The sequence below is a fragment of the Edaphobacter sp. FHG110511_03 genome, assembly GCF_059115365.1.
Map to the genome: position 1 here is coordinate 17,468 of NZ_JBZYWL010000002.1, position 14,311 is coordinate 31,778.

Consider the following 14,311-nt stretch of genomic DNA (forward strand, 5'->3'; position numbering starts at 1 on the left):
CTCATGAAGATCTCCGGAAATTAGATGTGGGTGTTGATCGAACTTTTCTTCCAGCTATTCGCGTACTAAGTCCGCTTCAGTTATTTCCTTCGCTTTCCTATCCCGCTCTCTAATCTCGTCCACATCGTTGTCGAGAAAGTAATTCAAGAATGTCCTGATCACTGCAATGGCACCAAGTTTTCCAATTTCTTCCCAGCTGGGCGCTATGGAAGTCTCAAGGATGTCGGCGGCAAGTTGAATGGTGAGACCTGCAATCAGCCACTGCGAAAACTGAATCCAGACTTCACGCTTCTTGTGATTGGGAGTCGATGGAATAAGCATGACTCTGAGGCCGTTGATAAAGACCTGAACCGCCCCTATAAACAGGAACGTTGTTGCAATTCCATCAATAACGAGAATTGCAATCTTCGTAATGTAAGTCAGCGACTCTTCCATACTCTTCGCCTCAGTGATCTACATTCCTGTTCGGGCAAGTCATCCGATCCACTTCAGACCTCAATTTGAGTGCAGCTTCCTGCGCCATTTCATGTAAGGGATGGCGACGATCGTGCCGGCAATGAGATGGAATAAAACCACGATCAATACCGAACCTTTACGATCGGGAAAATTCAGCCCTGCTATCGCAATTGCTATCCCGGGGTGACGTGTGCTCGTCGCGAGAGCCAGAACACTGCGGTCATCTGGGTCGGGCCCTCCTAGCAGATGTCCTACTGTGATACCGACCAACGCAAATAGAACGATTGTTACGAGAACTCCATTGCCTACCATTGCCCACATCGCACCCGAACTGATGAAGAGAATAGGAAGGACGCCAATCACCAGTAACAATGTCGCGATGAGGGATACGGGGTGTGCCCAACGGTTCGCAAGACGTGGCGCAAGACGATGGACAAGAATGCCAATGAAAAGTGGAAGAAGAATCTTAATGAACACGACCCTCAGAATTTTGCTGAGCGCGAGGTTAGCCTCAAATCCGAAGAGAGCGCCGAGCACCCCAAGCCACGCCGGAATTAAAACAAGTGAGAATATCGAAGCTGCGACCAGTAGTGCGACCGCATACGAGTCTGTTGCACCCACCTTACTTTGTTTTTTCGGGAAGAAGGGAGGGACAGGTGAAATGGCCAAAGCGATGATCGCCGTCTCAATCGCGGGATTCAGATTGAATAGCTTGGCGGCGGCAATCGCCATTACGACCATGAGCACGTTCAAGGAAAGGATCGATTTGGCGAGCAAGCGCGGCTTTCGAAATAGCCAGACAGCATCCTTGAGGCTTGAATGCAGGCCAAGCGCAAAAACGGTTAAGAAGATGCTTATTGCAATTGCTAACGGAACTAGGTTGTTGATGGTCATTCGTTCCGGCTCCCGGGCAACAGGCTGCAATGAGATGAAATTAGCTAAATGGCCCAACGTGAAATGCCATGCTCATGATCGCCGTGCCACCCAGAATCAGGAGAAGTATTGCAATGATCAGAGTGAAGGAAACTGGAAACCCACTCTCTCCATGAATCAGCCCAGCGTCGGCTAGATCCTTTCTCTCGTTACGAAGGCCCAGCATGAACTGGACGTGGTATATGATCCCGACGATCAGTATGCCTACGCCAAGAAGTACAAGGCTGAGGCCAAAATTCCGCGGGGCCTTGTCGTGCGATATGACTAAATCGCCTTTCAACTTCTCAAAGAACTGGAAGATCGTAAAGCCAAAACCGATCAAGGAGAGCGAAGTACGCATAACCGACATCAGCGTACGGTCCGCACTCATTCGAGTCCGCTGAAACGAAAGGCCGGTTCGGCGAGCCGATAGTTCAGTGCTGATCTTCGACTGGTCGTCGCTGGAATTAACCTGTTCCATCGCGTCTATCCTGGTCTCCAATTCGAGATGCTACTTCCGTTTCTCTGGAAATACTCGTCATGAATCGAAATCCCTTGCCTGTTTCTCTAATAGAAAAATCATCGTCTATTTGAATCGCTGAGCTTAAGCTAATGACACTGGCGACTGGATCTGCGAGCTGCGTAGCTGACTTTTCACCGTCCATTGCGGGTCCGGATTGTTGCCGGAGTGATCGGCAATAATCCGCAAGGATGCAGACAAATTGCCAGGCTAATGGGCCTCTGAGCCTTTGGGCTGAATATGTCACGGTGGTTTTCCTCCGTTTGTGACGAACAACTGGTTAGCATCCCAACGTTGCACTCAATGATCCATCGCGTACCTAATGGCTAGGTCAGTTCTCCTCTGGCGTCTTTTCTCTATCGCGGAAGAATGATTCGACGGAGATGGCCGCAATGCTTCGATTCAAGGCACAATTGAGCCGTTTAATGACTAAGACTTTCCACGTGAGACGTTCGATGGGGACTTTTCCTGCAACGTAGAAAGCAGTTCTTCGGCCGATGCGGGAGGTTTTACGCTGCCGGAAAAAATCTGCTCGCCAGAAGCTTTCTTCCCATATATCTTCTCGTTCGCTCCGGAATCCGGGCCTAGTGAGGTCCCCGAAAGTGAAACTCCTCCGAAAACGCCTTGGGCTCGCGAATAAGAGAGCATCTCGGCGCTCATACCTGCATTAGTGGAAGCCTCGGCATCTCGGCCTACAGGGCCGGCCGCGACACTAGCGTCGGCACCTAGTTTCGCCTTTCCATGAAGGACAGCCCGTGCCCCCTTGTCGTTCATGACCAGGATGACAAAATCCGTTGCTTGTCCACCCGCCTGAAGGCCGAAGCTACCGCCGCTCGACTGCATCATAATCGGCGCGCTCCATGATCCGTCGAAGTTCTGGCCACTCCGGCATGTCATGATCCCACGGCCGTATTGTGCGGCAATGAGAAAACCGGCTTTCTTAACTGACGGAAGAACAATAACGCATTCCGATTTGTTCAAAAGATTCAACGGAATCCCATTGGGTCCATTGAGTAGCTCTTTCAGCACGTCGCCGGATGCCTTAACCCTCTCTTCCTCAGCATTGGTGTCTGCTGCCCGTCCTAATGGCGCCATTAGAAAGCAAGGGAGGAGAGCAAGGCTTGTCGGCAAAATGAGTTTTATCAAGCGATTTTGATTCAAACGCAAATTCACAGGAATCTCCAATCGTAGCGATTTACGCTCGTAAGATTTGATATGGGCCCGGTCTCCGCGGCTTGAGATTCCGCCGGGTCAGAGACATGATTCGCTGTAAGCATAGATATCGATATTGATTGAGGGAATACGTAGAAATACCTGATTCCGTATGAGAATCTACCTGCTTCGTCTTCCGACGTTCCAAGTCATACAAATTACTGAACGATGTGGTGCGGGATTTCGGCAGATCAGGACTCTGCGAAAGAAAGTCTTTAGAAATTGCCAATCAAAACAAATATTTATCAGCACTTTACGGAAGGTAGTCGCTTTAAAGTAAGACCAAGAGACTACTGGCGAAAAACAAGTAGAAATACGTGTAGACCGCGATGATCGGGAGGATCATTAATTGACAAAATTGTTCGTTCGGAAGCCGGCCATAGCGAACGTGTAACGACGGAAACGTAGGCTGTAGATGGCCTGCTACACAGGGACTGAAATTGACAATAGTTTTCTCAAGGTTATTGCGCTTCGAACATGCAGCTAATCGGCTAGAGAATAAAAAAGTCTCACCCGACAAGAGGCTCACGTGGAAGAGCTCGTAATCATTGGATTCGCCGATCATCTTCGCGCAGTTGAGGTCCTGCCACAGCTGCAACGGCTGAAATTCGACTGGAGTGTGGATCTGCGGAAGGCGATAGCAGTACAAGTTGAGAAAGATGGACGCTTACGTTTGCATCATAGCCAGCTCCTGGATCCGGCCAATGGCTTGGATGAATCGTTCCAATGGAAGGCTATCTTGAACGTGATCGTTCCACTACCTCACATGCCTTCGGAGAGTACCCCCGAAACGGCGTTCCAGGTCCGCAGGATTCATACTGAGGGGAGCAACTGGCTTAGGGACAAGTCCTTTAACGATAATTTCATTCGAGACGCTGCCGCTGTGCTCCGCCCCGGGAATTCCGCGATTCTTGCTGTCTTGCAAGAAGCTCATTTAGCCTTGCCGGTATTGGCCGGGTACAGCTCGATAGTGCTTCACGCCAGCTTTGCAAGGTTTGTTGAGAATACCGGTCGATCGCCTGAGAAGTAGAAGTGCCGAGTTCACAAATCAAGCCGATCATTTGCGGCTGACCCTCAGGCGAACTACAATCATTGGACATTTTGGGGCTCGGCAATCTTCGGGTGATCGCTATGCTTCGTCGGCGCGTGTTAAAACGGCCAGATGTAATCCTCCTGCTGGCATTCGTGTCGCTGTATAGCGCATGTGCCGACACGATTGGTCCTCGCAAACGAGTCCTCCTGATCTATCACACCAATGGAGCCATTCCATCCAATATGGCCTTCGAACAGGTATTGACGGAGGACCTTCGAGAGAAGTTCGGCCCGACCCTGGACTTCTATCGAGAACAACTTGATTCGGATCGTTTTCCCGGGCGCATGGCAGAAAAAATCGCAAGACTTCGTTCCAAATATGCTGACCTCAAGATCGATGTCGTCATTTTCTCGGGAAATGTTCCCACGGCGATTGTTGCCGGAGTCCCTGTTGTTCAGATAGACAATGGATTGCCCGAGCCAACCTTACAAAGCGTCTACGGGGATAATTCAGTCCACGTAAGATTCGACATTGACCCTCTAAGAATTGTCGAAGTAGCCAAGCGATTGCAACCAGAAGTACGGAAGGTACTTCTGATTAGCGGAGCTTCGGAGGCCGACCGTATCTACCTCAAACAGTTTCACGATCGACTGACAACAAGCTCAAATCTCGTTATAGAAGCTATGGACAACGCATCGATCCCAGAGCTAATTGCTGTTGTTTCCCATCTGCCTCGGGACGTCATGGTGTTACCCATTTCATACTTCACAGATCCACAAGGCCAAAGCTATGTTCCTCGAGAGGTATTGGGGCGGCTCGCAGCTGTCTCTACCGTTCCAATGTACGCCGTATCGGATACCTATATCGGAAAAGGACTCCTTGGCGGTTACGTTGTGAGTTGGGTCAAAACTGGTCACTTATCGGCAGATGCTGCTTCGCAGCTTCTGGAAGGTAAACCTGCCCAAGAAGTGGTTTTAAAGGCCTCTGGTACAGGGATGTATATCTTCGATTGGCGCCAATTAAAAAGATGGGGCTTTTCTGAGAACGACCTACCGGCTGACAGCATCGTCGAATATAAGACTTTATCGATTTGGGAACAATATCGTTGGCGAATCATTGGGATCGCGGCAGTGATCGTCCTTCAATCACTGCTAATTGTCGCTCTACTCATTCATCGATATAGAAGGAAGCAGGCGGAACAGTCGCTCCGCGACATGACGGGACGATTACTTCAATCACAGGACGACGAACGTCGCCGTATTGCGCGGGATCTTCACGATGGAACCGGCCAGCAGCTTTCCGGCATTGCACTTAGCGTTGGTCAGGTCCTCGCCGATTTTCCGCAAGGTCATGACCGTCTCCGACAACTGCTTCAGGATTCCCATATAGCAACTCGACAAGCACTTGAGGAGATCCGAGCGGTATCTTATGCTCTGCATCCGCCTATCCTGGATGGCGTAGGGCTACTGCCCGCGTTGCAATGGTACTTGGACGGATTGCAGAAACGTACGGAATTCAGCATTGATCTAGATATTTCGGAAACACGGATAAAAACTCCGCCTGACGTAGAGAGAACGCTGTTTCGCATCATACAGGAAAGCGTTGCAAATGCACTCCGTCATTCAGGCGGTTCTACCTTGAAAGTGAAACTGTATGACTGTTTCGACGGTATTCATCTCCAGGTAGAAGACAACGGGCGTGGCATGGATATCCTGCGGTCGCAACAACCCGACGACCCAGTCTCGATAGGAGTCGGGATCGCGGGAATGAAAGAACGCGTACGTCAGTTCGACGGAACGATCACAATCGATTCGACCCGTAGCGGAACACGAGTATTGGTGTTCGTGCCGCTTCCATGAGGAGCACTATGTTGCGCATTCTGCTGGCAGATGATCACGACCTGACCCGCGCGGGACTCCGTTACTTATTGGAAAAACAGCAAGGTTGGAACATCTGCGGGGAGGCGGCCAACGGGAACATGGCCGTGCGACTAACGGAAGAGTGCGCACCTGACATAGTCATTCTCGATATGAGTATGCCTGAGTTGAATGGTATCGAAGCCGCGCGGCATATTTTGAAACAATCACCTCGTATAAAGATTTTGATCTATACGATGCACGAAACGGAAAGGATAATCGTGGACGCACTAAATGCGGGCGTCAGCGGTATCGTTCTCAAATCGGACGCGGGCGAGAATATAGTGTGTGCCGTGGAAAGCATAGTCAAGGGGCATCGGTTTTTTTCTTCTCACGTCACAGAGACCGTGGTGAACGCCTGTTTTTCGAAGAAAAATGGGGCGATACATCATGCCGACACTCAAGTCGCCCTTACAACTCGAGAAAAAGAGGTAATTCAACTCTTAGCCCTCGGGAAAAGCAACAAGGAGATTGCAGATCGTCTCTGCATCGCCACAAGAACCGTTGAAGGGCATCGGGCGGAGATCATGAAAAGGTTGAGGCTTGGCTCACTTGCGGAATTGATCCTCTATGCGGTCCGAAACAATATCGTTTTCCCCTGACTGCAAGCATTGGACCGCAACTCCAGTGCCCCAAATGCTAAAGACAAACGGTCTATCTACTATGCTAAAAAACCTAACAATCGGTGCGGTCTTCTTCATTAGCCTGATATCCGCGCGTGTCATGTGGAGCCAAGGGGCATCCCTTGCCGATAACAATTCAAGTCAGTTCAAGGAGATTACAAAGTTACCCGAAATCGAGTTCGTGGCCTCTCCTTCGTTCCGCGCAGGGAGCTTGATCCAAAATCTTCATGGCCATATGAATTTCGAAGGTCATTACTTCGGAGGCAGCGAGAACAATGTGGGCTATACGGCAGCCAGTTGGAGCTTTGTGCACGAACATTGGAAGCTTATCCCAAGCGTTGGTGTTAATTTTGGCGATAGTGGATATAGAACAATGCCTGCGCTGGGGCTGCGATGGGAGTACGAGCATGATTGGTTTATAAGCGAGGGCCTCCTTCTCCAAGGATTATTGCGCACTAACTTCCGCCCTCAAGAATCCGAACATCTTATGTCGGTTGCGCCGTTCATCGCCGATGGAAACCATATGAGCGCTCAGTGGAAGCGTTTCACAGCAGGCGGTACGTGGGAACATATCCACTTCCGCGAAGGGAGAGAGTGGAAAGGAGGATTACGTTTAGCGTGTCGCATCGTTTCTTCTGTATCTCTTACGATGTTCGTGATGGGGCCGGGCAAAGAGGTCCGGGGTGGGATTCTATTTCGGCCCGAGATTTCGAAGTGAAATTTCTGGGCAAAGGAGGAGCGGAGTTAATTTGTTAAGCGATTATGAACCCGGTAGCTTAGTGAAACGACCACCCAACTGTTGTCGATCCTCCAACATTGTTCGTAGGTGCACCTACGGCGGGCTGGTTGTCGTAGTTGTCATAGAAGCTCATGCGGATATAGAAGTCGCCGAGAAACTTGTAATAGATGTCCTGGTTTAGCGTAAAGCGAACTCTACCCGGCGACGTAAGGCTGGGATAGAGCCAGAACGTCGTATCGAAGGTCGTGGAGTCGAAACGAAAAGTGGAGTAGTTGACAGCAAATGCAGAGTCGAGGGCCTTTGTCCGCGCCGTGCTTTGGGAACCCTCGGCGTCTCGCTCGATCGTCATCGCTAAGCCGCCTACCGCGTTGAGATTGGTACGGTTTGTGAAGATAAGGCGTTTGTTTAAGGTACCACCCAAGGTGGAGCGGAGAGCAATCTGCTGTTCCGTGGAAGAGAGGAAGTTGCCTATGCCGCCGTAGTACCAGTTAGACCGATGCAGTTCCTTATAGAAATCAGTCTTTACATTAGTTTCATTGGTGTCATTTGTCGCTTGCTGACTGGTGAACTGTGAATTCGAGGTAAGAGAGAAAAGATATTCTTTCGACTGATAGTCTAGTCCTCCTTGTACGGAGATATTTTTTTGACTATTGGATTGAGCGAAGTTGGTGCCGAAATCAATATTGCCGCGCAGCCGCTTCCAAAAGTTGTCACCGAGTTCCTCGATTTGAACTACGGACAGATTGGGTAATCGTGTTGTATCCGAACTGACGATCGTGAGGTCTTTCGTTCTGGGATCATGCTGAATGTTCCCGCTATAGAGGGTTCCCGCTGTATCGCTGACCACGAAGCCCTGCGAGCTCTCAATATGGTCAACTTGTGTCCAGTCAAGGACGATATTCGCGTTGCTATAGTCAGGCTTGACAGTGAGCTGCCCTTTTTCGAGAGACTTAATCTCACAGGTGATCTTATCGCCATTTTTCATATAGATAACATCTGTCTTGGGTCTGCCACTGGCGAACGCGCCGGGCGGGAAGAGCAACAGAACTGCGAACAAAACAGCCAATCGTTGCAAGCTTCGGCAAGCAAGCCTGCACTGCTGAAGAAACAGATGTGCAAATAGCATCATCAGATCCTTTGTCTCCTCCATATCAGAGGAGAAGCCTGGTTCAGCCTCATATTACTAAACGGAAATCGGTGATTTTGGGGGTCGAGTGATTGATATCGAAGGTGCGACGCAGTGTTTCACGTGGCTGCCATTCATATTCATCTGCCTAGCGTCAGCTTCAGCCCAACCAGCACGCCAGCCAGGTGTTGCCCCGAGACACTGCGGTTCGCCGGAAAGTAATTATCAATGGCCTTGCGTCAAAAACGACGGTTTATGAGTTCCTCTTAATCGCTCCATAAGCTATGTCACAAACAAACAGAGTGAGAGTCGAATGCCTTCACAGACGCTACGCAGACTCATGCTCATTCGAGCCTGCCGAAGGCAGATTTCGTGATCTCCGGCTATCTCCAGACAACGCGATTGACCACCTTCACCACTTGTTACCAGTTCCAGAAGCCTGCATCACCCCGGCCAAACCAACACAGAACCGGCTCACACCCTTCCAAATTCCATAACCCACCGCATCCACCACACGAGCGGCTTCCTTCAAACGGCCCTATCAAAACTGCCCCGGAAGATACGACCTCGGATCTCCCCTCGCCTCTCTGGCCGGGGCAGCCCTGATAGGATCCTATCGTTTATCGTTACCAAACCGCATCTTGTCTGACAATGCCGACTCGGCGTCCAAATGGCAACCATTTTGACCACATCGATTAGGAGTGTAACCAGCGCGTTCTTCAGCGGATCATCAACCATAGAGGAAACTGTCGTTGAATGAGTATGGAAGACCAAGCAAACAGCTGAGCTTGTCGGCCTCCCGATGATGCAACTGATCAATCTGGTTCTCCTTCGGAGTTGATCTATCGAGAATGTGTTTGGTAATAACGCTCGGTCTCATGCTAAATTGATCGCCTACCCGATCTTGGTGCTTCTCGATCCCCAAAATGCATTTGAGGTCCACCACTATGACCACAGCGTCGCGCAAGGTATTTGCGAAACAGCGTCAGTTTCTTTCTCTGGTCTTAATCTCAGCTTCGGTACTTCCTCTTTGCTCCTGTTCCCCGCCCGCAGCAATTGGTCTGATCGGCGCTGGTGTTGGTACCAAACTACTGCTCGATAATTTGGATGACAAGGCGACGCATGTTGTGCAGAACGCTGCCGCCTCAGGTTCACTCCTGACGTCAAAGATGGCCCGGGATGCTCAAATGCTCTTAGACGCCACGAAGCAAAGCCTGGACGGCGAGCTTGATAAACAGTGGAATCAGCTCGACAAGGAGAAAATCGATGTCCTTCGGTCGATAAACACGCAGCTCGACACGATTCAGAACATCTCGAACGGTTTCGGCACGCTTGAGGACAAAGCGTATCTCGATACAGATAACCTAGTCTCAAGACTGCCGTTTGCGGAGAAGATACCACGCATTCGTAAGGTCGAAGGTTCTTCGCAGTATTATAAGACGGACGGCGATTACCAAGTTGAGATCACTTCGAATGTATTCTCGCCTTATGACCCCAACACGCACGTCTCCCTGAACGGGAAAAGTCTGCAAGTCATCAGGACCGTCGACTACTCCGGTCGCCTTGCGATTCCGAACAACATGCTGCAGTTCGACGACTTCAACACTAAGATCATTTCGCTTACTGTCGTCGCTCCAAACCCAAAGAAGAAGGGTAAGAGCCTTACGCTCACAATTCCGCTAGAACTATTTCCCAGGTATGTCGCCTACTACCAAATGGATCAGACGGTAGATAAAGACGTTCCAGACCCGACAAGCACTCCTGCGAAGCAGGACGGTCCCGGAATGCTCATTCCCGGCTGTGGCGAATCGGGCTGCAACGCATACTGGAACGTCTGCACTCCAATGCCGTTCAATGCCACGTTCATATCAACGGTGAACGATTATGACTCTTTTACCGGTGGTTGGGGTGGCTTCGCGACCGCGGGGACACCGGCTACTGGAGACGTCGGACGTATATGCCGGACTTACTGGCAACATTCGCACAATGTCGCTCGGCTAGTGCATTTTGATGTAATGTACCATCCGGGCAAGAAGCAACCGGACCGTCAGGCGATTATTGTCAAGCCAGTAGTGGCCGGTAAAGCTGAAGATCCCAAATGCACCACAAACTCGGCAAGGAATGCACTAAACGTTCTTGGCCCAATCAACGGAGAGGTCGTCGGAAACGGTCCACAAGTTTGCTGGCTTCAGTTCAACGAAAAGTATGTAGCTGATTTGGCGCCTGATCATAAGGCCTATACTCTGGCAGTCCACATGTTCAATGGACAGAACTACACGTTGATTGATGGAAATACGGAATCTACCCATCCTGGCATCACTGTCGATCCATCCTCTAAAGCAGATCCCCGCGTTGCCTTTAGGCTCAATGTTCCGGCGTGGTGAGGAGTGACCTTGCGAAAAGCTTCTCGGCTCGTAGCTCTGATATTCGCTCTTTGCTTCATCGGCGACGCGAACGCTAACGGGCAAGCGCCGCAGATGATCAAAATCCCCAAGGGCCAAACCATGGATATCTGGTTCGGAGTAAATGTCACAGGCAAAGTTCATCTTGCCATTCGCACTCGTGACGGCCGGAACAAGATGAACATGTGGTGGTTGACGTGGGGTGTTGGATCGACGACAAATCTCGGAGAGCTCGGACCGAATAGTGATCTAGATGTTCCCATCACATGGTGGAGAGGCGTTGTCTCAGCGAAATTACGCGGGACGGCGGCAGACGACACTGTTGTCTACGTCTCCGATAAGGTGGCTATCGATTATTCAAAAACATTCAAATGGTAGCGAACGCCGGAACCCCGACAGAATCTTTGTCTTGTGATGATTCTGCTGGTCCACGTGACGAGAGGATCAATGCGGTGGAGGGTGCCGATAAGGAAAAACAGCCATCTTCGCAGAAGCGCGTTCCATCATTGTGCCGCGCCCGAATGGCCGAAGGTAAGCGTGAAGCCCGGTCACACATCCAGACATCTTGAAATCACGCTGCGGTCTGGCGACGTGCAACGATCTCAAAAATTATCTAGACATGTGCCTCAAACGGGAAGATACTAACCGGCACCCCGCCGCTCACTCGGAGAATGCACCCGTGAAAACCCGCTTGTTTGGAATACTCTGGTCAACTTTCATCGTTTTTCAGTGTGCCACTGTAACAGCACAAGACGATCACCAGGTTCATTTGGGTGCAGGGTTTTTCAATGAGAGACCATATGTCTCAGATGGAACGACGCTCCACAGAGTTTCTGCAGACCCGTCCAAACTACATCCAGATGAATGGCAAATCTGGTTATATCGGCGAGACCCATCGACTGCTTTGCAGGGTTTCTTCCCAAGGGCTACGCGATCACCGGCTGATCGGTGGGGCCAAATTTCGGGAAAAACTTCCGACGACGTAAAACGGAAACTAAAGGATGCTCAGACGTTTGAGGTTGACTATTGTCATTTTATTGGCAAACCGGACGACTGTGAACAAAACATGACCTACTTCAACCCCCTTGGACCCATCGCTATCACATACCCGCAACCCGTGCGTTACTTACCAAGAATTATTGAAATAGAAGAACAAGTTCGCGATCTCAAAGAGAAGTTCAAACAGCTTATGGATCTTCGGGCCACGTTAGAGCAACAATTCAGCTCCGCTCCTTACACAAAAGAAAATGTGCGAAACCCATTCGCTGGAGCTGGGAAACTGGTACTCGAATATGGCAAACAACTTGAACATAGTGTGAAAGCAGTGAAGGACTTGGATGGCACACTCGCTCAATTGACCGACAGATCCAGCGTTAATCTAGGAGAACTATTGGATCAAATTGGGTTGAAAGTGCAAAATGAAGAGCTGCAAGAAAGCAAGTATGCTTTGGAAATTACCCGTATCTATCAAAAGGCTATAGAGGAAGGCCGTGGAAAGAAAACGAATGCCGCTCCCGTTGCCGCGTCCATAGAGAAGAGAGCCCCATGGATGCACACGGAATATGACGACGGTGGAACACGCAATGTCACCCCCTTTTCTGGGGGGGTTGTAGTAGAGACGGTGACAAAGCAAGACAACGATAACGGAACGGAGACCGAGAAAACAACCCTCGTATTCAAGGAGATCCGATCCGTACAACCTAAAACTACGTCAATAAGCTCGATCAACTCGGATGGTGATGGTCACATTGGAAGCACAATTAACCAGAACTGGGGTGTTCGAGTTGTGACGTCGACTGCTTCGTACATCTTCTGGTTCGATGACGAGCAATCCGCCAAGGACTGCGAGGCTTTCTTCAATCAGAACAAGTCTTGACTGAATTTTGCTACGTGAAAGCCTTAGCCTTCAGCTTTAGGACGTCAAAGACGACGGTTTGTGGAACGTTTGAGAACCATCTTTTGACGCGAGTTCTGAATCCTCTAAAATCATACCACAACTCACGTCACAACCAAATAGAATATGACATGATTTGTGATATCTTTTTCTCATGGTTATTGGATACGCTCGCGTCTCGACGGACGACCAGACGAACGCGGCCCAGCTCAAAGAGCTGATGAAGGCCGGTTGCAAAAGAATCTACGAGGAGAAGATCAGCGGCCGGAATGTCGATCGACCTGAGCTGACCCGGTGCCTTGACCGGCTGGATGAAGGAGACACGCTCGTTGTGTGGCGTCTTGACCGTCTGGGGAGATCGTTAGCCGATTTATTAGAGATTGTGAATACTCTTCAGGGACGCAAGGTCGCTTTCGTCTCTCTGAAAGAAAAGTTCGATACGAGCCATGCTGCAGGACGTTTGATCTTTCACGTCTTCGCATCGCTGGCCGAGTTTGAGAGGGAACTGATCCGAGAGCGGACTATAGCGGGGCTGTCCGCCGCTAAAGCTCGCGGGCGTCTGGGTGGACGGAAGCCAAAGCTGGCAAAGGAGCAGATGAATAAGATTCGCTCACTGTGGGACGGTAATCAGTATTCGAAACACGAACTCGGAGCGATGTTTAATGTGTCGAAGTCCACCATTGACCGCATCGTTAGGCCGGGACCGGTGAAGCTAAAAATTACCGCGAAAGCGAGGAAGTCGAAAAGAACATCAATCAGGGCTAGGGGAGGGAAGTGATGCGAGTAATTTGCACTGGGTGTGGGTTCGACGTTGAGGGAGAAGTTATTGGCGGGGAAGACTTCGACCCAATCACCGGGATGTGCGATCTTGTTTCAACTTTCACTGTCCGCTGCGATGATGGAGCATTGTTCCAGGTCCACGGTTGGATGGTTGAGGTTGAGGCAGTTGAATCCCGACGTACTTGGGTCATGTAACCGATGAAGAAGAAGCCTATTCAACGTGCGATCTGTTGTCCCTGTGGGTGCGAGAAGATTCTGGCCTTGGGACTCTGCGCGACTTGCTACACCCTGAAAAGGCAGGATGAAGAATACTTCGCCGGCCATCGCGAGACCGTTCTGTCGCGAGATGGCCATCTATGTAGAATCCCCGGTTGTATGAGCCTCAAGCGCGGCAAGCGGTCCTTGGCGGTGCATCATCGCGTACCGGGAAACAATAATCCCGATCTGATGATTACGCTATGCCTGGGGCATCATGCTATGGTGACCCGAACGCAGATGTTGCGTAAGGAATGGCCGGAGCTACTTCGTGTACTATGGCGCGAACAGCATCCAGAAGCACATGAGACTATCTTGAATTTTCTGGTAAAACCGGTTGCAATGAAGCTCATTCCTCTCTTTCCTGAAGATCGAATGGTATGCAAATAGAAATGGAGGATAGAGATGAAGCGTGTATGTGTGCTGACAGTGCATTGATTTTG

Annotated in this window: 13 protein-coding genes; 8 read left to right on the forward strand and 5 right to left on the reverse strand. The window is 50.3% G+C overall.

The features are described from left to right. Positions 1-54 precede the first annotated feature (54 nt). The 4 genes from AC5S26_RS09495 to AC5S26_RS09510 all read right to left on the reverse strand — a co-directional run bounded on the left by AC5S26_RS09495 (position 55) and on the right by AC5S26_RS09510 (position 2,734). Complete coding sequence (locus tag AC5S26_RS09495; protein WP_494184657.1) at positions 55-435, reverse strand: DUF1622 domain-containing protein; 381 nt, start codon at positions 433-435, stop codon at positions 55-57. 60 nt (positions 436-495) lie between these two features. Next, complete coding sequence (locus tag AC5S26_RS09500) at positions 496-1,350, reverse strand: bile acid:sodium symporter family protein (RefSeq protein ID WP_494184658.1); 855 nt, start codon at positions 1,348-1,350, stop codon at positions 496-498. A 40-nt stretch (positions 1,351-1,390) separates the two neighbouring features. Continuing rightward, positions 1,391-1,849 carry a YidH family protein gene (locus tag AC5S26_RS09505; RefSeq protein ID WP_494184659.1) on the reverse strand — a complete coding sequence of 153 codons (459 nt, stop codon included), beginning with the start codon at positions 1,847-1,849 and terminating at the stop codon, positions 1,391-1,393. Between the two features lie 468 nt (positions 1,850-2,317). Beyond that, entirely contained in the window at positions 2,318-2,734 is a 417-nt protein-coding gene (locus tag AC5S26_RS09510; RefSeq protein WP_494184660.1) for a lipid-binding SYLF domain-containing protein, read from the reverse strand. 1,641 nt (positions 2,735-4,375) lie between these two features. On the opposite strand from AC5S26_RS09510, the gene AC5S26_RS09515 reads away from it, so the two are divergent. The 3 genes from AC5S26_RS09515 to AC5S26_RS09525 are packed head-to-tail and all read left to right on the forward strand — an operon-like array spanning position 4,376 to position 7,390. Then, positions 4,376-5,992 (forward strand): sensor histidine kinase, encoded by a 1,617-nt coding sequence (locus AC5S26_RS09515; protein ID WP_494184661.1) that lies wholly within the window; start codon positions 4,376-4,378, stop codon positions 5,990-5,992. Between the two features lie 8 nt (positions 5,993-6,000). Next, positions 6,001-6,651 carry a response regulator gene (locus AC5S26_RS09520; RefSeq protein ID WP_494184662.1) on the forward strand — a complete coding sequence of 217 codons (651 nt, stop codon included), beginning with the start codon at positions 6,001-6,003 and terminating at the stop codon, positions 6,649-6,651. Between the two features lie 34 nt (positions 6,652-6,685). After that, positions 6,686-7,390: a hypothetical protein gene (locus tag AC5S26_RS09525; RefSeq protein ID WP_494184663.1), complete on the forward strand. Its 705-nt coding sequence runs from the start codon at positions 6,686-6,688 to the stop codon at positions 7,388-7,390. 58 nt (positions 7,391-7,448) lie between these two features. Here the strand turns inward: AC5S26_RS09525 and AC5S26_RS09530 are convergent, their stop codons facing one another. After that, positions 7,449-8,396, reverse strand: coding sequence for a DUF481 domain-containing protein (locus AC5S26_RS09530; protein WP_494184664.1), 948 nt, complete (start codon positions 8,394-8,396; stop codon positions 7,449-7,451). Positions 8,397-9,484: 1,088 nt separating this feature from the next. On the opposite strand from AC5S26_RS09530, the gene AC5S26_RS09535 reads away from it, so the two are divergent. From AC5S26_RS09535 to AC5S26_RS09555, 5 genes are all read left to right on the forward strand, one after another. Continuing rightward, positions 9,485-10,921 carry a hypothetical protein gene (locus tag AC5S26_RS09535; RefSeq protein WP_494184665.1) on the forward strand — a complete coding sequence of 479 codons (1,437 nt, stop codon included), beginning with the start codon at positions 9,485-9,487 and terminating at the stop codon, positions 10,919-10,921. A gap of 9 nt (positions 10,922-10,930) precedes the next feature. Next, the gene (locus AC5S26_RS09540; RefSeq protein WP_494184666.1) at positions 10,931-11,317 is read left to right on the forward strand and encodes a hypothetical protein; all 387 of its coding nucleotides are present in this window, start codon (positions 10,931-10,933) and stop codon (positions 11,315-11,317) included. Positions 11,318-11,618: 301 nt separating this feature from the next. Further along, positions 11,619-12,815: a hypothetical protein gene (locus AC5S26_RS09545; protein WP_494184667.1), complete on the forward strand. Its 1,197-nt coding sequence runs from the start codon at positions 11,619-11,621 to the stop codon at positions 12,813-12,815. A gap of 172 nt (positions 12,816-12,987) precedes the next feature. Next, complete coding sequence (locus tag AC5S26_RS09550) at positions 12,988-13,611, forward strand: recombinase family protein (protein ID WP_494184668.1); 624 nt, start codon at positions 12,988-12,990, stop codon at positions 13,609-13,611. Positions 13,612-13,988: 377 nt separating this feature from the next. Further along, complete coding sequence (locus AC5S26_RS09555; protein WP_494184669.1) at positions 13,989-14,258, forward strand: hypothetical protein; 270 nt, start codon at positions 13,989-13,991, stop codon at positions 14,256-14,258. Positions 14,259-14,311: the final 53 nt, after the last annotated feature.